We start from the raw sequence: 22,939 nt of genomic DNA on the forward strand, positions 1-22,939 counted from the left end.
CGAGGTCAGGGACCTGGTGACCGCCGCCCGCACCTACGCATCCCTCTTCCGGCGCGTTGGCCACCCGAGCCCGGCATGATGACGGCCATGACCCAGCGTTCCTTTGTCGCCATCACCCATGCGTACGTGGTCCCGGTCTCGGCCGAGCCGATCGAGAACGGCACCGTCCTGACCGAGGACGGCGTGAACACGGCGGTGGGCACCGACGTGGCACGAGGAAGCGTGAGCGCGGTTCGGGATCTGACGGTGCGCAACGAACCTCGAACCGCTGACGTACCCATGGGTATGACCCCCACCAAGATCAGCACCGACAAGAGCAAGCGCATGATCCGCCCCGCGGCGTACCTGCTGCCCGTTCTGGCGCTGACGCTGGCACCGGCGTTGGCCGGATGTGGCTCCGAGGCGACCGACCCAGGCGCTAACGTGTCTGACGTGCCCACATCGTCCAGCCCGACGCCCGCCGAGGACCCGAAGGTTGCAGCCGCGATCGCCGACCTGGCCAAGCGTCAGGGGGTGAAGAGCGAAGAGATCACCGTCGTGTCCAACGACAAGGTGACCTGGCGCGACGGCAGCCTCGGCTGTCCCGAGCCCGGGAAGATGTACACGATGGTCCTGACCGACGGCGTACGTGTGGTGCTCGAGGCCGCAGGGAAGACCTACGAGTATCACGGCGGCGAGAGCGGCCCGGTCAGCTTCTGCGAGAACCCACAGGAGCCCGTCCCCGGCGAGGCGAGCAGTGACGCTCCCCAGTGAGGGTGCCCACGCTGGCCACGGGGACGCCGAGGAGCGGGCCGAGGGCCTGAAGAATCGTCTCAACTGGCTGCGTGCGGGCGTCCTCGGAGCCAACGACGGCATCGTCTCCACCGCCGGTGTGGTGATGGGTGTCGCCGGCGCGACCACCGACGACGCCTCGATCCTCATCGCCGGCGTCGCCGCTCTGGTGGCGGGCGCGATCAGCATGGCGGCGGGGGAGTACGTCTCCGTCTCGACCCAGCGCGACACCGAGGAGTCGCTGATCGCCAAGGAGCGCCGCGAGCTGCGGGAGATGCCCGAGGAGGAGCTGCGCGAGCTGGAGGGGTTCCTGCGCGAGCGGGGGCTGGAGCCCGAGACCGCCGCCGAGGTCGCGGAGCAGCTCACCGATCGCGACGCGCTGCGCGCCCACGCCGTCCTCGAGCTCGGTATCGACGTCGACGATCTCACCTCGCCGTGGTCCGCGGCCTGGGCGTCGATGCTGTCGTTCACCCTCGGTGCGCTGCTACCCCTGCTGTCGATCATGCTCCTCCCGGACAGCGCCCGCATCTGGGGGACAGTCCTCACCGTCACCGCCGCGCTCGCCGTCACCGGCTGGACCAGCGCGCGCCTCGGCTACGCGCCACCCGTCCGCGCGGCGCTGCGCAACGTGGCCGGCGGCCTGCTCGCGATGCTGGTCACCTATCTCGTCGGAGACCTCCTCGGCACACAACTCAGGTGACCCGGGCCCTGCCGCCGGGCACAATGGACATCGATGAATCGAATGTTCGTGGCGGTGATCCCGCCGGAGTCGGTATCTGCGGATCTCGACGAGTTCTTGTCCGTACGCCGCGACGCGGCCGCCTTCCGCTGGTCGACGCTCGACCAGCTCCATCTGACGCTCGCCTTCGCCGAGCACGTCCCCGACAGGTCCCTCGATGACGCGATCGAGCGGCTGGAGACGGCCGCGGGGCGGCGTACTCCCTTCGAGCTGACCGTCACCGGAGGCGGCGCCTTCCCGAACGTGACCGAGGGCAAGGTCCTCTATGCGGGCGTCGAGACCGATGCCGCCGAGGAGCTCGACCGGGTCGCCGCCGGGACCCGGAACGCGCTGGTCAAGGCCGGGATCGAGGTCGACGGCGGCCGCTTCCGGCCGCACCTGACGGTCGCCCGGACCGGGACCCCGATGGAGCTCAGCAACTGGGTGCGGCTGCTCGATGCGTACCGTGGCCCGACCTGGACCGTCTCCTCCTTCGCGCTGGTGCACTCACGGCTGGGCGAGGGGCCGAGGAAGCGACCGGCCTACGAGGTCGTAGCAGAGTTCCCGTTCGGCTGAGGAAGCCCCGGGCGGTACCGGTCGGCGCGCCACATCGCTACCGTGTGCGCCCTGTTTCCGACCTGACCAGAGGAGAACCGGACATGAGTCGTCGAGTGGGGCGCAACGCCTACACCGGACTTTTCAACGACGTCGTGCTGCTCGCCGCCCGTGTGGTGGTCGGTGGGATCTTCGTCGCGCACGGCTGGCAGAAGTACGACCAGGGCTTCGCCGGCACCGAGCAGTTCCTGGGCGGCCTCGGCGTCCCCGAGCCCGCGATCGCGGCACAGCTGGCGACCTACGTCGAGCTCGTCGGCGGCGCGCTGCTGATGCTCGGCCTGTTCGCCCCGATCGTCGGGGTGCTGCTGGCCGGTCAGATGGCCGGAGCCGTCTGGTACGCCCACCGCACCACCGAGGTCTTCGTCGACCAGGGCGGCTGGGAGCTCGCCGCAGCGCTCGGTGCCGCCGCCCTCGTGCTCGGCCTGGTCGCCCCCGGCCGGTTCACCCTCGACCAGCTCCTCACCTGGCCCTTCAAGGCCCGTGCCGCCAAGCGCAAGGCGGCGAAGGACGAGGTGGCCGAGACCGCCGAGGCCGAGCCGTACGTCGAGGAGAAGGTCACGATCAAGGCCTGAGGCCTCGCGGCTCGACCAGCGGCGGTCTTGGCAGCTCAGCCCGCGACGCCGTAGAGCCGGTCGCCGGCGTCACCGAGGCCGGGGACGATGTAGCCCTTCTCGTTGAGCTTCTCGTCCATCGCGGCGGTGACGACGCGGACGGGGGCATCGATGCCTTCGAGACCCTTCTCCAGGGCGGCGACACCCTCCGGGGCGGCGAGAAGTACGACGGCGGTGATGTCGTCGGCGCCGCGCGAGACCAGGAAGTCGATCGCGGCGGCGAGAGTGCCACCGGTGGCGAGCATCGGGTCGACCACGTAGCACTGGCGGCCGGAGAGGTCGGCGGGGAGACGCTCGGCGTACGTCGTCGCCTCGAGGGTCTCCTCGTTGCGGACCATGCCGAGGAAGCCGACCTCCGCGGTGGGCAGCAGCCGGATCATCCCGTCGAGCATCCCGAGGCCGGCCCGGAGGATGGGGACGATCAGCGGCTGCGGGTCGGTGAGGCGTACGCCCTGGGTCGGCGCGACCGGGGTGACGATGTCGACCGGGGCGACCCTCACCCCACGGGTCGCCTCGTAGGCGAGCAGCGTGACGAGCTCGTCGGCGAGACGACGGAACGTCGATGAGTCGGTCTCTTTGTTGCGCAGGGTGGTGAGCTTGTGGGCGACGAGCGGGTGGTCCACAACGAGGGTCTCCATGGGCTGAACCCTACGATCGCTTCGTCCTAAGGTCATCAATTCCCCCTAGACCCACGGCGGTTTCGGTGTCACTCTGGTCGTGTGTCTGATCAGCTGGAGCAGATCGAGGGTGTTGACTTCGCCGTCGCGATGTATCGCGAGGACGGCGCCTGGGTCGTGCGCGAACTCGCTCACGACCTCCTGACCGATGTCGAGACTCTGACGCACGCGCTCCACCGTTTCCCAGGCGATGGCGGTGCGATCGCGATGGCGGCGATCGACGAGGACTTCTTCGTGATCGTCCGGGTCCACGGGGCAGCGACCAAGGTGCTGCTCTCCGACGTGACCGCCGCCGACGAGTGGGAGCTGGCTGCGTCGGCTCTCGACGTGCTCGGCCTTCCGCTGCCCGAGGAGGTCGAGGACGAGGAGGAGCCCGACCCCGCCGGTGACCTCGGCATCCTCGCCGACTTCGGGATGAGCGCGGTCGAGATGGGCATGCTGCTCGACGACATGTTCGAGGACGACCTCTACCCCGACGAGACGCTCTCCGAGATCGCCCGGGCGATCGGCTGCGGCGAGGCCTTCGACGACGCCGTCGGCCTCATGCCGGCGTGACCCCAGCCAACCGCTGGGAGGCCCCGATGCGGGCCGCTCTCGATGAGGGTCGTGCTGCGCTGGCGACCGGTGACGTGCCGATCGGCGCGGTCGTCGTCGACCCGTCCGGCGTGGTGATCGGGAAGGGTCGCAACGTACGCGAGGCCGAGGCCGACCCCACCGGACATGCCGAGGTGGTCGCGCTGCGCGAGGCGGCCAAGGCACGTGGCGAGTGGCGCCTGGAGGGCTGCACGCTCGTGGTGACGCTGGAGCCGTGCACGATGTGCGCCGGCGCCGCGGTCCTGGCCAGGGTCGAGCGGATCGTCTTCGGCGCCTTCGACGACAAGGCCGGTGCGGTCGGCTCGCTGTGGGACGTCGTACGCGACCGCCGGCTCAACCACCGGCCCGAGGTCGTCGCCGGGCTGATGGCCGAGGAGCAGCGCGCGCTGCTGGAGGACTTCTTCGGATCCCAGCGAAGCGGCCCCGATTTCGGCGAAGACCCCCCGAGGTTGTAACTTATTCGGCGGTGACGTGTCCGAGCGGCCGATGGTGCAACACTCGAAATGTTGTGTAGGGAGACCTACCGTGGGTTCAAATCCCACCGTCACCGCCATCCGAAAACCCCTGGGTAACCAGGGGTTTTCTGGTTTCTCGGGGAATCAGAGGTAGCGAGCGGCCACCGTGGCGGCGCGGGCGCCGTAGCCGCCGCCGAACATGGCCGCGTGGACGAGCAGCGGGAAGAGCTGGTGGAGACCCTGGCGGTCCTCCCAGCCCTCGGCGAGGGGCGCCGCGTCCTCGTAGGCGGACATCATGCGCTCCAGGTGGGGCAGGCCGAAGAGCGCGAGCATGGCGAGGTCGACCTCACGGTGACCCGCGTACGCCGCGGGGTCGATGAGCCAGGCCTCGCTGCTCCGGTCCCAGAGCACGTTGCCGTTCCAGAGATCGCCGTGGAGCAGTGCCGGCGGCTCCTCCGGGATCAGCGAGGGCAGCTTCCCGACGACCTGCTCGACGCGCTCGGCGCCGGCAGCGCTGATGGCGCCGCGATCACGCGCGGCCCTGAGATAGGGGAGGAGGCGGCGTACGGCATAGAACTCGGCCCAGGTGTCCGCGGGCTTGTTGGGCATCGGCAGCCGGCCGATGAACCCGTCCCTGTCGGCACCGAAACCCGGGACCGGGGTGCTGTGCAGGCGCGCGAGCGCGCGGCCGAGCTCCTCGGCGGTCTCGGCGTTGGGCCGGCCGGGCTCGATCCAGCGCAGGACCAGGCAGTCGGGCTCGGCGGCGAGGACCTCGGGGACCTTCACGGCCCCCGACTCCTCCAGCCAGCGGAGCCCGCGGGCCTCGGCGGCGACGAAGTCGTCACGCGGCGGGGAGAGAGCCTTCATCAGCACCAGCGAGCCGTCACTGAGACGGATCTTGGTGGCGGTCGAGATGTCACCGCCCGCGACCGGAGATGTGCTCACCACCGCCGCCCCGAGCAGCAGCTCGGCACGACGGGCGACCGCGGGCTGACGGGTCACGAACCGGGCCTCGCCGAGGCCACGGATGCAACGATCGCATCACTCGTACGCTCCACCATCGCCAGCACCTCCCGGAATCCCTCGGCACCACCGTAATAGGGATCGGGCACGTCCCCGGGGCCTTCGGGATCGAGATCACGGAACATCCGCAGCCCGCCCTCCGGCGCCTGACCAGCCAGATCGGCCAGGTTGTCGGCATCCATCGCGAGCACGAGGTCGTACGTCTCGGGGTCGCCGACCGGCCACTGCTGGGCCCGATGCCGCTCGGGGTCATAGCCCGCCTCGAGCAGCGTCGCAGCCGCCCTGCGGTCCATCTTCTCGCCAGCGTGCCAGCCACCGGTGCCGGCCGAGACGAGCTCCACGTCGTCGAGCCCGGCACCGTCGAGACGGTCCCGCAGCACCACCTCCGCCATCGGAGAACGGCAGATGTTGCCCAGGCAGACGACCGCGATCTTCATGGTCCGAGTTTTACATTTCGGCCAAGAACGCGTGGCGGATGTGAAATCTCACTCGTCGCTCTCCGGCCAGACGCGGTCGAGGCCCCAGCCGACGATCGAGATGATGATGCCGCCGAGGACCGCCGCCCAGAAGCCGTCGACGTGGAAGCCCACCCCGGTCGGGCCGAGGAGCCACGCGGTCAGGCCGAGCATCGCCGCGTTGATCACCAGCAGGAGCAGGCCCAGGGTGAGCAGGATGAACGGGAACGCGAAGAAGGTCACGATCGGCTTGACGAAGGACGACACGAGGCCGAGCACGAGGGCGACGATCAGCAGCGGGAGCAGCTTCTGCTTGATCTCGTCCATGCCGCTGGTCGGGCCGTCGAAGTAGATCCCGCCGACGAGCCAGGTTGCCACGGCCAGAGCGATGGCGTTGGTGATGAGCCAGGTCACGATGCGCATGTTCGTGAGTGTGTCAGTCTCCGCAGGACGTGCGTAAGGGGCGCGCGCGAGGTGTGGCGACTGTGTTACCCCGGCTCACCCCTCCAGGCCGAGCGCCTTGCAGATGGCGTGGGCGGCGTCGGAGAGGTGCTTCTCCAGGAACTGCTCGGCGTCGTCGATGCGGTCGGCGTCGAGGAGGCGGACGAGGGCGGCGTGGTCCTCGGCCTGGTCGTGGGCGTTGCGGCGGATGCGGTCGACCTGGGCGAGCGAGAGCTTGAGCTCGAGGACCAGATGCTCCTGCATCGCCACCAGCCGCGGTGACCCGGTGAGGGCCACCAGCGAGAGATGGAAGGCGAGGTGGCGCTCGTTGAGCTCGCGGTAGGTCGAGCGCTCCGAGTGAACCGCCGAGATGTACGCATCGAGCGACTCGTGCACGGCCCGGCGCGTCTCGGCGGAGGCGCTCCCCCAGTTGCGCACCCCGGCCCCTTCGAGCACCCAGCGGGCGGCGCAGACGTCACGTACCGAGGCGGCCTCGGGGGTGGCGACGGCGACGCCCTTGTTGGGTGCGCGGGTGGCCAGGCCCTCGGCGACCAGGATGGTCAGCGCCTCGCGGACCGTGGAGCGGCCGACGCCCAGCGACTCGGCGAGACCGTGTTCGCGCAGCGGGGTGCCCGACTCCAGCTCGCCCTCGAACACCGCCCGGCGGAGCTCGTCGGCGACGCGGTCGACCGTCGATGCGGGTTCGTCCAGGGTGAGCGACTCGAACATGGGCTCCATTGTCCTACCTGCGCCGTCTTCCGGTGATGACCGTTCGTGCTCTAACCTATCGACACGGGATTGTCTGACAATCAGTCAATCAGGCAGTCTGACGATCTGAAATCGATCAGACCTGAGAGGGGTACGAGTGAGCACATCGCTGAGCTGGGGCCGTCACTACCTGATGACCGAGCCGACGCACTACCGCATCGACTACGCCATCAACCCGTTCATGGACACCGAGATCCAGCCGGATCCGGTCCGTGCTCGCGCGCAGTGGGACACCCTGAGGGCAACCATCGAGGAGCTGGGCGGGCGAGTCGACGTCATCGCGCCACGCGAGGACAGCCCCGACATGGTCTACGCGATGAACCTCGGCTTCGCGGCCTCCCTCGGGGACGGCCGACGCCACGTGCTCCTCTCCCACATGCGCTTCCCCGAGCGCCGCAACGAGACGAACTCCGCGGTCGAGTGGTTCGCCGCGAACGACTGGAGCACGGCGTACGTCGGCAAGGACGGGGTCGGGCCGACCTTCGAGGCGGGTGACGTCTTCCCGTACGCCGGCTACCTGGTCGCCGGCACCGGGCCGCGTACCGACGAGATGGCGCTGAAGACGCTGGCGACCGAGATGAACGTGCGCGTCCTGGGCGTACGGACGACCCACTCGGGGATGTACCACCTCGACCTGGCGTTCTGCCCGCTCGACGAGCGCCGCGCGATCATCTGCCCGGACGCGCTCGCTCCCGAGTCGGCGCAGGCGCTCCTCGACCTCGTCCCGGAGCCGCTGGTCATCACCGAGGAGGAGGCGCTCACCACCTTCGCCGCCAACTCGATCGTGATCGGCCGCACCATCGTGATGCCGTCCTGCCCGGACCGCATCCGCACCGTCCTCGAGGGCTGGGGCTTCACGATCCGGATCGTCGAGATGAGCGAGCTCCACCTCGGTGGCGGATCCGTGCGCTGCGTCACCAACCCGCTCGACATCGTGGTCGGCCGTGACGTCCCCGTGGTTTACGGCGGCGAGGTCATCCCCACGTAGGGGCACAGCCTAGGATCTCACGATATGAGCACCCCACAGCCCCGTCCCAGTGTCGCCGCGATGCCTGCGTACGTCGCGGGCAAGCCGCCGGTGGAGCGGCCCGGTCTGGTGACCTACAAGCTCTCGTCCAACGAGAACCCCTATCCGCCGCTGGACGGTGTGGTGGAGGTCGCCGCCGAGGCGGCGGGGCGGGTCAACCGCTACCCGGACGCAGGCAGCACCGAGCTCTACGAGGCGCTCGCGACGGCCTACAAGGTGCCGGCCGAGGAGCTCGCTCTCTCGACCGGCGCCGTGGCGCTGATCTTCCAGCTGGTCTCGGCCTACTGCGGTCCCGAGGACGAGGTCGTCTTCGCCTGGCGCAGCTTCGAGGCCTACCCGATCGCGGTGCTCGCGGCCGGCGCGACCGCGGTGAAGGTGCCGGTCACTGACGACGGCCACCACGACCTCGACGCGATGGCGGCGGCCATCACGGAGCGTACGAAGGTCGTCTTCGTCTGCACGCCCAACAACCCCACCGGCACCTCGGTCACCCAGGCCGAGCTCGACGCCTTCCTTGCGAAGGTGCCCGAGCACGTGCTGGTCGTGGTCGACGAGGCCTACGCCGAGTTCGTCCGCATGGACGACGCCATCGACGGGGTCGCGACCTATCGCGCGCGGGCCAACGTGGTCGTGCTGCGTACGTTCTCCAAGGCCTACGGGCTGGCCGGCTTCCGGGTCGGCTACGCCTTCGCGCCTGCCCCGATCGCCGCCACCCTGCGGGCGATGGCGCTGCCGTTCGGCGTCAACGTGGTCGCCCAGGCCGCCGGCGTCGCCTCGCTCGAGCGGCAGACCGAGCTGCTGGCGCGCGTCGACGACGTGGTGACCGAGCGGGCCCGAGTGGTCGAGGGCGTCCGAGCCGCCGGCTGGGACGTCCCCGACGCGCAGGGCAACTTCGTCTGGTTCGCCTTCGGCTCTCCCGAGCGCTGCGCCGAGTTCGCCGCGGCTGCCGACGAGGTCGGCCTGATGGTCCGCCCCTACCCGCCCGAGGGCGTACGCGTCTCGATCGGCGAGGCCGAGGCCAACACCCGTCTCATCGAGCTCGCGGGGTCATTCCCGAAGGGCTGAGAGCCGGCGTTGCCCGGCCAAATAGCAGAGGTCCAACAGCACTGATGCTGCTGGACCTCTGCTGATTGGGTGACGGTGTACGGCTCTACGGAAGCGGGACCGGAAGCTTCCCGAGGATCGAGCTGAGGAGGTCGGTCAGGATCGGGCCGACGACCGGCAGGCTGTTGACGATGCCCAGCAGGCTGTCGGTGACGCCGGGGAGCTCAGGGACAGGGATGTCCGGGATCGGAACGTCCGGCAGGTCCGGGACGGGGACGTCCGGGATCGGGATGTCCGGGACCGGGGCATCCGGGACCGGGACGTCCGCGGCGGGAGTGTCCGCGGTCGGAGCGTCCGGAACCTCAGGAATCCCGGGACCCTCCGGAACGTCAGGGACGTCCGGGACGGGGTTGTCCGGAATCGGGGTGTCCGGAACCTCGGGAACGTCCGGGGTTTCAGGAACCTCGGGAACGTCGGGAGTCTCCGGGGTGTCCGGAACGTCGGGAGTGTCCGGGGTGTCGGGAACCTCGGGAACGTCGGGAGTCTCCGGGGTGTCCGGAACCTCGGGAACGTCCGGGGTGTCAGGCACGTCCGGGGGATCCGGGATCGGAGGGCCTGGGGTGCCGGGGACCGGAGGGTCGGGTATGGGAGGTGGAACGGGACTGGCCATGACTGGTGCGGCGACCGTGGCCAGCGCCAGCCCAGCGAAGGCAGCGGCGATTCGAGCCCGAGAATTCACGAGATCTCCTTGGTTTGCTGGTGGGACCTACAAGATGCATCCTGAAACGTACGGAATCATCAAGTCAAGGACTTTCTTGAATCTATTGGTTTCTATGCACGCGAATGCTTGCGTGTTCTAGAATCATCGGCGAAATCCCATTCCTCTTGGGACTAAAGTCCGGGGTTCGTTTCTGGTGAACATGTCGAATTCACCGGAGATGAAACGCGAGATGGCTCGCCGCGGGCGGCGCTCGTTTCCCCTGGTCGGACCCGGTTGGCCTGGGTCCTCGGGTGGACGCCCGGTGACACCGAGACGCTCGTCCGGAGCGACGATCTCGAGGGCGTGATCGGCTCGGTGCTCTCTTTGGATTGGGCAGCTCTGGGAGGAGCAGTCGTGATGTGAATTACAATGTTGATATTCAGGTCGGGCCCCGTCGAAACCGTGGGAAATGCCCAAGATGGAATGCATTTACCAGTCGATGTATTCGGTGCCTTTCGTACGAATGCTGTGTTAGCCGGCGACCCGATTCGAGGCGCCTCGCGCTGAGGCCATCGGCCAGGGTTCTCGGTGGGCCGGGCCGGTACCGCGGCGTGAATGCGGCGGTTCGTTACCCCGGTGCAACCTCGATCGGTCAGTCTTGACCCCATGTCGATCAAGGTTGCGCTCGAACATCGGACCACCTACGAGTTCGCGCAGCCGGTGGGGGTCGGCCCGCACGTCGTACGCCTGCGCCCGGCGCCGCACACCCGGACCCCGATCGAGGCCTACTCGCTGTCGGTGACGCCGTCGGCGCACTTCATCAACTGGCAGCAGGATCCCTTCGGGAACTGGCTCGCCCGGCTGGTCTTCCCGGAGAAGACCGACAAGCTCGAGGTCACCGTGGGGCTGGTCGCCGACATGGTGGTGATCAACCCGTTCGACTTCTTCATTGAGGAGTACGCCGAGACCTTCCCCTTCGACTACGAGCCGCAGCTGAAAGCCGATCTGGCGCCCTACCTCCGCGACGTGGAGTCGGCGACGGCCGCCGATGCCTGGCGGCAGCGGCTGCCGACCCTGCCCGCGGACGGCCTCCGTACCGTCGACTTCCTGGCGAGCGTCAATCAGGCGGTCAACTCGGACGTCGCCTACTCGGTGCGGATGGAGCCAGGCGTACAGACTCCCGACGAGACCCTGCGGCTGGGCATCGGCTCGTGCCGCGACTCGGCGTGGCTGCTGGTGTCCCTGCTGCGCCAGTACGGCCTCGCGGCGCGGTTCGTCTCCGGCTACCTGGTGCAGCTGGCCGCCGATCAGGAGTCCCTCGACGGCCCCTCCGGGCCGACCGAGGACTTCACCGACCTGCATGCGTGGTGCGAGGTGTTCGTCCCGGGAGCCGGCTGGATCGGGCTCGACCCGACCTCGGCACTGTTCGCGGGGGAGGGGCACATCCCACTCTCGGCGACGCCGCACCCATCCTCCGCCGCCCCGATCGAGGGCGCCACCGACCCGGTCGAGGTCACCTTCTCCTTCGCCAACGAGGTCACCCGGATCCACGAGGACCCCAGGGTGACGCTGCCCTACACCGGCCAGGAGTGGGACCGGATCGACGCCCTGGGTGAGGCGGTCGACCAGCGTCTCCAGGCAGCCGGCGTCGAGCTGACCATGGGCGGCGAGCCGACCTTCGTGTCGCTGGACGACCAGACTTCGGCGCAGTGGAACACGGACGCAGACGGTCCGCACAAGCGCGAGCTCGCCACTGATCTGGCCGAACGCCTGCGCAAGGTCTACGGCAAGGGCGGGATCGTCCACCGCGGCCAGGGCAAGTGGTACCCCGGTGAGACGCTCCCGCGCTGGAACATCGACCTGCAGTGGCGCACCGACGGCCGGCCGCTGTGGAGCGACCAGACCCTCTTCGCCGACCCCTGGGCGGCCGGCAACGCTGGTCGAGCCGTGAGCGCCAGCGAGCGTGCCGAGACCAACACAGTCGCTGTCGCGCGGAGAATCGCCGAGATCCTTGGGCTCCCCGCGGAGCAGGTGTTCGCTGCGTACGAGGACCCGCTGGCGAAGATCGCCCAGGACGTACGCCGCCCCGACGGCCCCGAGCCGGACGACGCCGCGAACCGGGGCGATCTGAACGTCACCGAGCTCGACAAGGAGGTCACCGAGCCGGTCGGCTGGGTGATCCCGATCAACACCGACGACGGGGAGTGGACGAGCCCGCAGTGGCGGTTCCGGCGCGGGCGGCTGGTGCTGGCGCCGGGCACCTCGGCGGTCGGGCTGCGGCTGCCGCTCGACTCGATCTCGTGGCACGACCCGGAGTTCCCGGGCGAGCCGTCGTACCTGACCGCAGGCGAGCCACTGGACCCCGAGATCCCGCAGGTCACCGTCACCGACCCCGATGAGGCGCCGACCACCGCGCTCGCGGTCGAGGAGCGCGACGGGCTGGTCCATGTCTTCCTGCCGCCGACCGACCGGCTGGAGGACTACGTGGCGCTGCTTCGGGTGATCGAGCAGGCTGTCACCGAGGCTGGCCGAAGCGGAGCCCGAGGCGATGAGAAGAGTACGCAGGTCGTGCTCGAGGGCTACGGTCCGCCGCCGGACGCCCGCCTCGCGCGGCTGACGGTCACCCCGGACCCCGGCGTGATCGAGGTCAACGTGCAGCCGACCGCCACCTGGGTCGAGCAGCGGGAGCTGATCACGACGCTCTACGAGCAGGCGCGGCAGGCCCGCCTGTCCACCGAGAAGTTCGATCTCGACGGGCTCCACACCGGCACCGGCGGCGGCAACCACCTCACCCTCGGCGGACGGAGCCCCGAGCGCAGCCCCCTGCTCCGGCGCCCCGACCTGCTGGCCAGCCTGATCCGCTACTGGCAGCGGCACCCGTCCCTCTCCTACCTCTTCTCCGGCCGCTTCATCGGCCCGACCAGTCAGGCGCCGAGGTTCGACGAGGGCCGTCCGGAGGCGGTCTACGAGATGGAGATCGCCCTCCAGGAGGTCGCCCGGATCACCCGTGAACACCCCGAACCCCGCCCGTGGATGATCGACCGCGCGCTGCGCCACCTGCTCACCGACCTGACCGGCAACACCCACCGCGCCGAGTTCTGCATCGACAAGCTCTACTCCCCGGACTCCTCCCGAGGACGCCTCGGCCTCCTCGAGCTCCGTGGCTTCGAGATGCCCCCGCACCCGCAGATGGCCCTTCTCCAGTCGCTCCTGGTCAGGAGCCTGGTCGCGTGGTTCTGGGAGGAGCCGTACGAGGCGCCCCTGGTCCGCCATGGAAGCGCCCTCCACGAGGACTTCCTGCTCCCGCAGGGGTGCCTGCGCGACATCGAGGAGGTCGTGGCCGACCTGCGCCGCCACGGGATCCCGTTCGAGTCGCAATGGCTGGCTGCGTACGCCGAGTTCCGCTTTCCGCGGATCGGGCTCGCGCGGGTTGGTGACATCGAGCTGGAGCTGCGGCAGGCGATCGAGCCGTGGAACGTCCTCGGCGAGGAGGCCACCGAGTCGGGGACGGCGCGCTACGTCGACTCGTCGGTCGAGCGGGTCCAGATCTCGGCGAGAGGGATCGACCTCGACCGGCAGCTGGTGACGTGTCAGGGTGTTCCGGTGCCGCTGACCCCCACCTCGACCGCTGATGTGTTCTATGCCGGCATCCGGTTCAAGGCCTGGAGCCCGTGGTCGAGCCTCCACCCGAGCATCGACGTCCAGGCGCCGCTGCGCTTCGACGTCGTCGACATCGCCTCCGAGACCAGCCTCGGTGGTGCGACCTACCACGTCGTGCACCCGGGCGGCCGCAGCTACGACCACCCGCCGGTCAACGCCAACGAGGCCGAGGCGCGCCGCGCGAGCAGGTTCGAGGCGCGCGGCCACACGTCCGGCCGCCTGGACGTCGCGGAGATGCGCGAGCGCGCCGCCCGCGGCACCACCCCCGACAACCCGCACACCCTGGATCTCCGACGGGTGGTGCGGTGACCGTCCTTCGCGAGTACGCCGACGCCCTCGGCCTCCTCGACGCGACCGACCAGCCCTACGACGAGGTCGTCGGGCCCGACGGCACCCTGCGTCCCGCGTGGAAGCCGATGGCCGAGACGGCCGTCTCGATCACGCCGGCGACGCTGAGCCGGATCGGCCACGACGTGGAGCGGTTCCTCGCTGACGACGGGGTCACCTACCTGCGTCCCGGCGCCAAGCCCGAGCCCTGGCGGCTCGACCCGGTGCCGCTCGTCATCGATCCGGCGCAGTGGCGCATCCTCGAGGTCGGACTGGCCCAGCGCGCCGAGCTGCTCAACGCGATCCTCGTCGATCTCTACGGCCCGCAGCGTCTCCTCCAGGACGGGATCGTCCCGGCGGCAGTGGTCTTCGGCCATCACGGATTCCATCGCGTCGCCGCCCGCGCCAGCAACCACGACCCGCGCCCGCTCGTCCTGGCCGCCACCGACCTGGGCCGGACCCCAGACGGTGAGTGGCGCGTGCTCGCCGACCGGACCCAGGCGCCGAGCGGGATCGGCTACGCGATGGAGAACCGCCGGGTGATCAGCCGGGTGCTGCCCGAGCTGCACCGCGACGCCGGGCTGCACCGGATGGAGCCCTACTTCGCGGCTCTCCGCAGCGCACTGCTGGAGTCGGCGCCCGGCGACCAGGCCGACCCCCGGGTCGTCGTCCTCTCCCCGGGGACCCACTCCGAGACCGCCTACGACCAGGCGTTTCTCGCCTCGACGCTCGGTTTCCCGCTGGTCCAGGGCGCCGACCTGACCGTACGCAACGGTGAGGTCCTCATGCGTGGCCACGGCGACCGGCTGGAGCGGGTCGACGTGATCCTGCGTCGTGTCGACGCGACCTGGTCCGACCCCCTCGAGCTCCGCGGCGACAGCCAGCTCGGCGTGGCCGGCCTGATCGAGGCCGCACGCCGCGGCAATGTGCGCGTGGTCAACGGGTTCGGGGCCGGCGTACTCGAGAACCCGGGGCTCGTTCCCTATCTCCCCGCCGCCTGCGAGGCCCTGCTCGGCGAGCCGTTGCGGCTGGCGTCGCTCGGCACCTGGTGGTGCGGTGACCCGGCCCAGCGCGCGGAGGTCGAGCGGCGCCTGGCCGCGGACGACCTGGTCGTGCGGACGCTGGAAGGGACGATCGTCGACGGAACGCCCGAGGAGCTGGCCGCCCGGATCGCGGCCGATCCCCACCGCCACGTCGGGCAGGAGAGGATCACGCTCTCCCATGCCCCGACCTGGGCCGAGGGGCGCGGCGCGGTCGGCCGGCCGCTGACGCTGCGCACCTTCTCCCTGAGATACGGCTCCGCCTACCGCCCGCTGGTCGGCGGCCTGGCCTCGATCCGGGCCGACGAGAGCGGGTTGCCGCCGTGCAGCAAGGACGTCTGGGTGCTCAAGGAGTCGCCGCAGGACGCCGACCAGGGTCTGGCCGACGTGCTCCCGATGACCCACACCCGCTCGGTCACCGTGCTCGTCCCGCGAGCCCTCGAGGACATGCACTGGTCGGGCCGCTACGCGGAGCGCGCCGAGGACCTCATCCGGCTCATCCTGGCGACGCACGTGCTGGCCGAGGACTTCAGGACCAGGCCGCGTACGTCCGGCGGCATCAGCCTCGAGGTCATGCTGAGTGCACTCGACCGGCTGGGCGGGCACGGCCACGCGGATGCCGATATCGACGCCGAGTTCCGGTCCATGCTGCTGGACGCCGACCGGCCGGGGTCGGCCGCGCAGTCGCTGGCCGGCATGCGGCAGGCCTTCAGCGGCGTACGCGACCAGCTCAGCCCCGACATGTGGCGGATCTTCTCCTCGACCGACCGCGCGGCCGAGGAGCTCCGGGTCAACCCGCACTCCCTGCAGATCGCCGAGTCGGGGGCCGAGATGCTGCACGGGATCCTGGCGATGCAGGGGATCGTGGCGAGCATGATCCGCGACGAGGGCTACCACTCGATCCGGCTGGGCCGGTTCCTGGAGCGCGCGATGCAGATCTGCCAGCTCCTGCGCGCCACCACGACCGTCCGGCGCGGTCTCGAGGTCGACCGGGCCGTGCTCAACGCGGTCCTCGCCTCCGCCGAGTCCGCGGTCACCCACCGCCGCCGCTACCGAGGCTACGTACGCACCGGGGGAGTGCTCGACCTGCTCATCATGGACCGCGACAACCCACGCTCGCTGGCCTTCTGCCTGAACGAGCTGCGCCTCCACCTCACCGAGCTCCCGGGCTCGACCGGCTCGTCGCGCCCCGAGCGGCTCCTCGACGACATCATCGCCCAGATCGAGCAGAGCCTCGACGGCATCGGGGTCGCCGGCCTCGTCGCCATCGGCGGCGTCGGCCGCCCCAACCTGGAGTCCTTCCTCGACCAGGTCCACGCCCAGCTCGTACGTCTCGCCGACGCCATCACCGACGTCCACTTCGCCACCGGCCCCGCCCCCCAGCCCCTCAACGCGCTTCCCACCGCCGCAATCATGGGCGGTCCGGCTTAACCCTTCGCCGTACCCCAATTCGGGCAAAGCAGCAGCCGCGCGTCCGCGTCGCTGCATGCGCTGCGTCGGTGCGCCCTATGTTGGCCGTCGAGTAAGAGTCGGGAGGACTCGATGAGCTGGGCGCAAGAGCACAAGGCAACGATTGTGGTCGCCATCATCACAGCTGTCGGCGCGATCGCCGTCGCAACTGTGACTGGTGTCTTCGGCCTTATCAGTAGAAGTTCAGGGGGAACTCCTGAGGATGATCCCGTGTCACCTCCAACAAGCGGGTCGGCTTCTCCCGCGGTGAGCCCGTCGGCCACACCTTCGACCGGAGGACCATCGTCGACGCCGTCGGCCTCGACACCGATCTTCACGGTGTTCATGGCGTCTTCCTCAACCGTGGAGAAGGACACCGCGTTGGCCTGTGACAGACCGAAGTCATGCGTCGGCCTGAACGTCAGTGTGAGCGGTCCGGATGGCCCTTTTGGTCTCGACTGCAACTTGAGGTGGAACTTGGTGGCGGCGCCGGACTACAGCACGGTGCTGGAGCAAGACCGCAAGGAGGGGTGCAACGGTCGCTGGATCTACCCGGGTTTCACCCGACCGCTGGGGCCTGGGGACTACCGGGTCCAGTTGACCGCCGACCTCGACAGCGGTGAACACTACGAAGGTGAGTACGACTTCACGCTTGTCCGGGAATAGACGGCCTCTTCGGCTGGGCGGATCCATCGACTTCGTCCACCGCAAACATGTCGGTGCAATCCTCTAAGGTGCGAGTCCATCGGGAGGGCATGCGGCCCACCCAAGACGGCTCCAGGAGTCACCTAGCTTGAACAGCGTCAGCCACAGCAAGATTGTCGCTCTGATCTGGGCAATCGCAGACGACGTCCTGCGGGACCTGAGTCCACGGCGCGGCTCGACACGACCATCGCAAGGACCGAGCACGAGGTCCATCTGTTGAGAGAGTTCCGCACGCGCTTCATCGCCGACGTGGTGACCGGGCAGGTCGACGTACAGGACATCGCGGCGTCGCTGCTGGAGGGCGAAATGGCTGACGCAGCAGCTCAGGTCGCGGCCGTCGATAGCGTTGAGGTCGATGATTGATGGTGGGGGACGGGCTGAGTCTCGCTGCAGGCGAACCGATCGTGCCGCCTTCGACGCTGTGGAGTCCTGGTCGGCGGGCCCTTCATCAGGTGCTCGAAGGTTTCGATCCGACTTGCGCCAGCCTTTATAGACGAGCGATCGACACATTCTCCGAAGACCCGCTCGAGGTGAGTGCCCTGGTGGTCGGAGGCCATTGCCTACGCGAGCTGGTCAACAGGATATCCAGACTGATCGACACCGATCCGCAGCAGGCCACTGATGTGAACAACGATGCGCTTAAGGGCTTCGTCTCCGCTTGGACGGTCGGCCGCGTCGCTCTCTCTACGGCGGTTGCGGCGGCTGCGGCGGGGACCAGCAGCTCGATTGAGGTTGACCCGGACACGGCCGAGACAGCTTTGCAGGCTGGTAGTGAGCTGGTGCGATCAGAACACGCGAGAACCATGCGGAGCATGGGGCGCCGTAGCATCCTCGCCGTGGGGCATCACGGTGAGGGTGACAACCCAACCGTCAAGCGCCTGAAGAAAGCGATCGATGCGTTCGAGAGGTTCCGCCACCCGGGTGGTAACACGTCTGGATGGCCGTCGAACTTCGAAGCGTTGCGGTCTGATCTTGAGATCATCGAGTCGGCGATCGAGGGCAGGATTGGCAGCTTCTTCGACATCGCACATCGGCTACAAGCGGTCCTTGCGGAGGCGAACCAGCGGGATGCCGAGACTGGCGACTTCGATGCCCCGGACAAGGCGCTCTTCGAGCGTGCTTTCGCATATCTCGGCGATCACCAGCATCGTCGGGTCTTTTACGACGGACTGAGGAACCCGAAGTGGATTGAGGCACTCGATTCTCTTGGGGCCTTCGCGCTACCTCCACAGACGGACGAACTGGACATATGGCCTCCCTATGCGCCGGGCCCGTACCTTGTCCGGGTGGCCACCGTTGCGCCGGATGCGGTCTGTTCGGTGCTTGTCAAACTCCTCACGTCTACGTCTCCCGCACGCCGCGAGGTTATCGCGATCTGCCTGAAAGCGATCGAGGAGATGCCCGATGAGGTTGCTGCGAGGTTGGCCAAGCCCTTATCAGCCGCGAAGCTCCCGTCGTATGACCCGAACGTGGGCACGGCCATGGCCAAGCTGGCTGAGCGGCTTGGGGAGGCTGGATTCAACAAGAAGGCCCGTGCACTCGTCAATCCGTTGTTGGCCCCGCGCGAGCAGAAGGGTCACTATCGCTCGTCGGTTGTGGCTGGGATCGAGACCCACTGGTACCGCGAGGCACTCGACTGTTTCGCACGGGGGTGCAGGAGTGACCCAAGACTTCTCAACACTCTCGTCGCCTGGCTCGACACCGCAGCGACGATCGAGGGGCTCACCACTGACGGAGGGCACGACCTGAGCTCGATCCACCGACCCAGCATCAGAACGGCAGGAGACGGCTTACTCGGTGATCGGATCATCGACGATTTGATCGATGTCGTTCGAGATGTGACCGTGGAGGCACTCCGGTCAGGACGCGATGCAGAAGAGGTGCTGGCAGTCGGTGAGCGGTCGCCTCATCCCCTCCTCCGGCGCATCGCTTGGCAATCACTCGCGACCGTCGCGCTTGACGTCGAGGGGGTGCGGGCAGCAGCCACCGACCGACTGATCGATCGTGACTCCGTCGACGCTCAGGGGTGCGCCACCGAGTGGGTCGAGTTGGCCAAGGCGCTGCTGCCATTCCTGAGCGAGTCTCAATATGTCCGGTGGGAGCGGATGGTCCTTGCCGGGCCGCCCGATGTCATGAAGGTGCGAGCGCGACTGCGGGAGCATCTCCAACCGGGCGAGAGCGAAGACGAGGCATGGACCGCGTATGTCGAGCGTTGGCAGCTTGACCGTCTCGGCAACGTTGGCCACGCCCAGCTTCATGGTGAGTCGCAAGCACTGCTCCAGCGTCTGGTGGAGCGATGGGGTGAGCCTCGAGCGATGGGCTCTGCGTCGTTCGTGGTCCGGGCGGCCGGAGACGATAGCGACGCTGGTCCTGACTTTTCAGGCGTCGACGCCTCAGCCGTCTTGGACTATGTGATCGATCACCAGCACGACGAGCACGACCCGTGGAAACCTCAGTCGTTTGATATGGGTCAAAATCTGGCTACCGCTGTGGCGAACCGCCCCGCGGAGTTCCTAGCGCTCAGTGATCAGGTGGCAAACCTTCGCCCAACGTACTTCAACCGCATCATCGACGGACTGCGACAGAGTGTCGACGCGGGCGAATCGCTGGACTGGGATGTGGTTGTCGCGACTCTGCACATTCGCGCGTCGAGTGCTGAGGAGAGCGCGAATGCCCAGACCATCGACGCGGAAACACATGACGACGGGCAAGACGCAAGGCACGGCACGGTTTCGGCTCTGCACCTGATCGAGGCAGGGTTGCGCAGGGAGACGTCGGGCTTCGCGGTGGCCGACATCGAGACGGCGCTGGCCTTCACGCTCGCGCTGATACGGCTGATGCCGAGCACACATGTTGAGCAAAGCGTCGAGAGCGAGATCGACGTCGAGACTTCGATACAGGCGGCGCTCAACACGGTGGTGCCTGCTGCAGTTACGACGAGTGCATGGTTGCTGCACTTTGCCCACCATCGCACTTACGCCGGGTTGGACAAGGTGCGTCCGCAGGTCACCACAGCGTACGACCTTCTCTTCGATCCGGTTCGAGTCGAGGACCCTGCAATTGCAGCAGCGTTCGGCATGGCTTTCGGACTATTGTACGACGCGGCAAACGATTGGCTATGTGCTTGTGTAGACCGGGTGCTGTCAGCGGACGCTTATGGCGACACCGTGGTGGAAGTCGCGCTGCGGTGGCACAGCCGCGCACGGGGGTTCCTCGACGTCATGAGCACGAAGTTGGCCGAGTGGTTCGACCGCGCCGCAGGCGGCGAGGATGTCGGCGGTGGAAGTGATCGTGACTCACCACTCGTCCGCGTGGGGGTGGAACTCCTCGTGGGAGTCATCGAAGGCGACCGTGAGCGAAGCGACCTCCTGGTCAATCAGTTCGTCGACATGGTCGGGTCGAAGGTGATGCGTGAAGTGCTTCAGGAGATCGGCTACATGCTCCGCCAAACGAAGAACATGCCTGAGGCGATTCGCGAGAGGGCGCAAGCTCTCTGGGATGCGCAGCTCGCTTCGGCAGTCGCATCCGGCGATTCGTCCAAGCTGGCATCCTTCTCCGCCTGGGTGGAGTCTGGTGCCTTTCCTGTCGAATGGTGGCTTCCGCGCCTTGGCTCGGTCCTCGACATGATCGATGTCGAAGGACGTGTGGTTCTGGGGGAGACGCTTGCTGATGCTGCACGGCATGATCCTCGGCGCGCCCTTGACGTCCTCCGCCGGCTCATTGAAAGCACAGAGGAGTCTTGGGCGCGGTACGACCTCGTGCGACATGCGCCGGCAGTGATCGCGCGAGCGAAGGCTGTCGGAGACACCACGCTGGCCGAGCAGGCGGCCTTGCTCACCGACAGCTTGGGCAGGCTGGGCTACATCGACATCGACAGGCAGGTGGATGAGGCAGTCGCCGCTCTGACGTACGAGGAATGATCAACCGAACCAATTGCGGATCGTGCGGTTGTTGTCGGAGAGGACCTTCTCGAAGGCAACCTTCTGCGCAGCCGGGATCAAATTCCGGCGTACGGCGACGGTAAGGAGGTCTCGTGTTCCGTAGCAGGTGATGCCCGCTGCCGTCGCAAAGCGGTGGGCGCCGGCGTCATCAGTGATGAATCGAGATCCGTGGAACCGGCTGCTGACCACGGTGATCGTCTCGGCCTCGCCGAGATGCTGAGTCAGCCCGTCTCCCGGCCCAGCCATCTGGTCACGAAGGATGCAGATGTCGACATATTCAGCGCCGTCTGGCTGGATCGGCTCGCCGAAGATCGAGTGCGCCTGGTCGTACATTCCCATGTGCCCGTGGTTCTGGGATTGCGAGCACTCGCTCGCCACCGATCCCACCCATGCGGCCTTGCCTGTGACCAAGTGCTTCAAAATGTCCCAACGGCGGAGGATGTGGAAGTTGATAAGCGCTGTGTTGTCCGGGAAGAAGAACTGGGTCAAGGCGACGTCACTCGGCGAAGTCGGCCAACAGGTCGTCGATCGAACCGGACATCTCGGGTGGGCGAACGTCGAGGAGATCCTCGACCGGGCTCTCCAACATCCAAGCGAGCGTGGCTGGCGCGATGCGTCCTTCCTCGACTGCCGCTCGCTGCGCCGCGACCAGTGTGGCGGGGAAGCGTCGGCCAGAGGATGCCTGCATCCGGCTTGAGATGGGGTCCACGGGTCGCGCGAACTTGCGCGGCTGGACAGACTGCTCGTCGATCGCCGCCTCGTGCCGTCGAAGGACCCGCACGGTGTTCTGGCCGAGAAGCGATCGAACCTCGTCGGCGACCCCGATTCGTAGCGAGCTCAAACGATTCGCCAAAGTGGTGGTCGACACCCCGGTCTGCCATAGAAATCGGGCCAGATTCGGCCCGCTTGCGTCGGCCCAGGCGATGCTTCGGACCACGCTGGCGGGAAGCAGCAAATCAGCGGCAAATGCGTTGGCGGGCGCTTCGTTCGTCTCATCCTCGCCGGTGACATCGTGATGCCCCAGGGCCAAATGGGCGAGCTCGTGCGCGAGTGCAAAATTGGACCAGAACCAATTCGGCGTGCTGGGAAGCACCACGACGTGGCGTCCTCCAACAGTGAACGAATATGCGGTCGACAGGTCCTGGACGCGGACCACGTCGACATCGAGGCAGCCTTCGACTCGGTCGGCGAACGCACGGACGAAGTCGTCCCCAAGCACATCCCGCGTGGCGCCCGCGGTCGGGGGAAATGCGGCACTTGGACGCTCCGCAAGAGGGTAGGCCTGGCGGTAGGCCAGGGCAATCGACTCCAGAGTGCCCTCGTCGGCAGCGCGCCCCGGAACGCTCCTCGTCCCGGTCACGGCGTCGAAGGCGTGACGCGCCGCGACTCGAATGCGCAGAGGGTCTTCTTCGCCGGTGATCAGCCAGTTGACGTCGACTGCCAGGATCTTCGCGGCGGCCGCGAGCTCGACCGAGGAGAAGCCGCGCTGACCACTGAGCGCTCGCGAAATCTGATCCGGACTAAGGCCTATCTGCGCGGCGAGATCACCCTGGCGCACGCCACGCTTTGCGAGCGTCTCCTTGACGCGCGCTGCGATCTCCTGGTTGGTCGGCACGACTGCAACGGTACCCGGAGTTGCGATTTTCGCAACTCGATTCCCTGAAGTAGGGGTGCTCTCGTCCGAAGCGCCGACATTGTCGGCCGTCGGCGCTACGGTCTTGCTGTGCAGTTGACCGAAGAGGCTTTGGAGACGCTGATCGTCCGGCAGATGGTCGAGGACGGTTGGCGGGAGGGCACGGCGAGCGGCTTCGAGACAGCTTATGCGCTGGACTGAACTCTTCCGGCAGCTCAGCGACAACGAGGGTTTCAAGCGGTGCTCCCCGACGCGATCTTCAACGCCACCTTCGATAAGTCAGCC

At 67.9% G+C, this 22,939-nt stretch carries 21 protein-coding genes and 1 tRNA gene; 14 read left to right on the plus strand and 8 right to left on the minus strand.

Annotation, left to right across the window (positions count from 1 at the left end):
- Positions 1–87: 87 nt before the first annotated feature.
- The 4 genes from ACFWQC_RS01675 to ACFWQC_RS01690 all read left to right on the plus strand — a co-directional run bounded on the left by ACFWQC_RS01675 (position 88) and on the right by ACFWQC_RS01690 (position 2,676).
- A complete protein-coding gene (locus tag ACFWQC_RS01675) occupies positions 88–753 on the plus strand; it encodes a hypothetical protein (protein WP_378672122.1) in 666 nt (221 codons plus the stop codon).
- Positions 737–1,471, plus strand: a complete 735-nt coding sequence (locus tag ACFWQC_RS01680; protein WP_378672125.1) for a VIT family protein — start codon at positions 737–739, stop codon at positions 1,469–1,471. Before ACFWQC_RS01675 ends, ACFWQC_RS01680 begins: the two co-directional genes overlap by 17 nt.
- Positions 1,472–1,504: 33 nt before the next feature.
- Complete coding sequence (gene thpR / locus ACFWQC_RS01685; RefSeq protein WP_378672128.1) at positions 1,505–2,065, plus strand: RNA 2',3'-cyclic phosphodiesterase; 561 nt, start codon at positions 1,505–1,507, stop codon at positions 2,063–2,065.
- A gap of 83 nt (positions 2,066–2,148) precedes the next feature.
- Positions 2,149–2,676 carry a DoxX family protein gene (locus tag ACFWQC_RS01690; protein WP_378672131.1) on the plus strand — a complete coding sequence of 176 codons (528 nt, stop codon included), beginning with the start codon at positions 2,149–2,151 and terminating at the stop codon, positions 2,674–2,676.
- 35 nt (positions 2,677–2,711) lie between these two features.
- Here the strand turns inward: ACFWQC_RS01690 and upp are convergent, their stop codons facing one another.
- On the minus strand, positions 2,712–3,353 hold the full coding sequence (gene upp, locus ACFWQC_RS01695) for a uracil phosphoribosyltransferase (protein WP_355017600.1): 642 nt from the start codon (positions 3,351–3,353) through the stop codon (positions 2,712–2,714).
- A gap of 81 nt (positions 3,354–3,434) precedes the next feature.
- Here upp and ACFWQC_RS01700 point away from each other — a divergent pair, with 81 nt between their 5' ends.
- From ACFWQC_RS01700 to ACFWQC_RS01710, 3 genes are all read left to right on the plus strand, one after another.
- Positions 3,435–3,947 carry a tRNA adenosine deaminase-associated protein gene (locus ACFWQC_RS01700; RefSeq protein WP_160026513.1) on the plus strand — a complete coding sequence of 171 codons (513 nt, stop codon included), beginning with the start codon at positions 3,435–3,437 and terminating at the stop codon, positions 3,945–3,947.
- A gap of 26 nt (positions 3,948–3,973) precedes the next feature.
- Positions 3,974–4,441 (plus strand): nucleoside deaminase, encoded by a 468-nt coding sequence (locus tag ACFWQC_RS01705; RefSeq protein ID WP_378672295.1) that lies wholly within the window; start codon positions 3,974–3,976, stop codon positions 4,439–4,441.
- Between the two features lie 10 nt (positions 4,442–4,451).
- Positions 4,452–4,539 (plus strand) — tRNA-Ser (locus tag ACFWQC_RS01710).
- A gap of 46 nt (positions 4,540–4,585) precedes the next feature.
- On the opposite strand, the gene ACFWQC_RS01715 is transcribed toward ACFWQC_RS01710, so the two are convergent.
- The 4 genes from ACFWQC_RS01715 to ACFWQC_RS01730 all read right to left on the minus strand — a co-directional run bounded on the left by ACFWQC_RS01715 (position 4,586) and on the right by ACFWQC_RS01730 (position 7,089).
- Complete coding sequence (locus ACFWQC_RS01715) at positions 4,586–5,443, minus strand: fructosamine kinase family protein (RefSeq protein ID WP_378672135.1); 858 nt, start codon at positions 5,441–5,443, stop codon at positions 4,586–4,588.
- Complete coding sequence (locus ACFWQC_RS01720) at positions 5,440–5,901, minus strand: low molecular weight protein-tyrosine-phosphatase (RefSeq protein ID WP_378672138.1); 462 nt, start codon at positions 5,899–5,901, stop codon at positions 5,440–5,442. Before ACFWQC_RS01720 ends, ACFWQC_RS01715 begins: the two co-directional genes overlap by 4 nt.
- 48 nt (positions 5,902–5,949) lie before the next feature.
- Positions 5,950–6,342: a phage holin family protein gene (locus ACFWQC_RS01725; RefSeq protein WP_378672141.1), complete on the minus strand. Its 393-nt coding sequence runs from the start codon at positions 6,340–6,342 to the stop codon at positions 5,950–5,952.
- A 75-nt stretch (positions 6,343–6,417) separates the two neighbouring features.
- Positions 6,418–7,089 (minus strand): GntR family transcriptional regulator, encoded by a 672-nt coding sequence (locus tag ACFWQC_RS01730; protein ID WP_378672144.1) that lies wholly within the window; start codon positions 7,087–7,089, stop codon positions 6,418–6,420.
- Positions 7,090–7,225: 136 nt separating this feature from the next.
- Between ACFWQC_RS01730 and ACFWQC_RS01735 the strand changes: the two genes are divergently transcribed.
- Entirely contained in the window at positions 7,226–8,116 is an 891-nt protein-coding gene (locus tag ACFWQC_RS01735) for a dimethylarginine dimethylaminohydrolase family protein (RefSeq protein ID WP_378672147.1), read from the plus strand.
- A 24-nt stretch (positions 8,117–8,140) separates the two neighbouring features.
- Positions 8,141–9,220, plus strand: a complete 1,080-nt coding sequence (gene hisC / locus ACFWQC_RS01740; RefSeq protein WP_378672150.1) for a histidinol-phosphate transaminase — start codon at positions 8,141–8,143, stop codon at positions 9,218–9,220.
- Positions 9,221–9,305: 85 nt separating this feature from the next.
- Here the strand turns inward: hisC and ACFWQC_RS01745 are convergent, their stop codons facing one another.
- Positions 9,306–9,788 (minus strand): hypothetical protein, encoded by a 483-nt coding sequence (locus ACFWQC_RS01745; protein WP_378672153.1) that lies wholly within the window; start codon positions 9,786–9,788, stop codon positions 9,306–9,308.
- 777 nt (positions 9,789–10,565) lie between these two features.
- Here ACFWQC_RS01745 and ACFWQC_RS01750 point away from each other — a divergent pair.
- The 5 genes from ACFWQC_RS01750 (at position 10,566) to ACFWQC_RS01770 (ending at position 21,000) form a co-directional block, all read left to right on the plus strand.
- On the plus strand, positions 10,566–13,868 hold the full coding sequence (locus ACFWQC_RS01750) for a DUF2126 domain-containing protein (RefSeq protein ID WP_378672156.1): 3,303 nt from the start codon (positions 10,566–10,568) through the stop codon (positions 13,866–13,868).
- Positions 13,865–16,357, plus strand: coding sequence for a circularly permuted type 2 ATP-grasp protein (locus ACFWQC_RS01755; protein ID WP_378672158.1), 2,493 nt, complete (start codon positions 13,865–13,867; stop codon positions 16,355–16,357). Before ACFWQC_RS01750 ends, ACFWQC_RS01755 begins: the two co-directional genes overlap by 4 nt.
- 111 nt (positions 16,358–16,468) lie before the next feature.
- Entirely contained in the window at positions 16,469–17,041 is a 573-nt protein-coding gene (locus ACFWQC_RS01760) for a hypothetical protein (protein WP_378672161.1), read from the plus strand.
- A gap of 255 nt (positions 17,042–17,296) precedes the next feature.
- Entirely contained in the window at positions 17,297–17,443 is a 147-nt protein-coding gene (locus tag ACFWQC_RS01765) for a hypothetical protein (protein WP_378672164.1), read from the plus strand.
- An 89-nt stretch (positions 17,444–17,532) separates the two neighbouring features.
- Positions 17,533–21,000 carry a hypothetical protein gene (locus ACFWQC_RS01770; protein WP_378672167.1) on the plus strand — a complete coding sequence of 1,156 codons (3,468 nt, stop codon included), beginning with the start codon at positions 17,533–17,535 and terminating at the stop codon, positions 20,998–21,000.
- Here the strand turns inward: ACFWQC_RS01770 and ACFWQC_RS01775 are convergent, their stop codons facing one another.
- Positions 21,001–21,510, minus strand: coding sequence for a hypothetical protein (locus ACFWQC_RS01775; RefSeq protein WP_378672169.1), 510 nt, complete (start codon positions 21,508–21,510; stop codon positions 21,001–21,003). It lies immediately after the preceding gene.
- A gap of 7 nt (positions 21,511–21,517) precedes the next feature.
- On the minus strand, positions 21,518–22,636 hold the full coding sequence (locus ACFWQC_RS01780; protein WP_378672172.1) for a helix-turn-helix domain-containing protein: 1,119 nt from the start codon (positions 22,634–22,636) through the stop codon (positions 21,518–21,520).
- Positions 22,637–22,939 lie beyond the last annotated feature (303 nt).

It is taken from the genome of Nocardioides sp. NPDC058538 (assembly GCF_042719275.1).
GTDB lineage: Bacteria > Actinomycetota > Actinomycetes > Propionibacteriales > Nocardioidaceae > Nocardioides.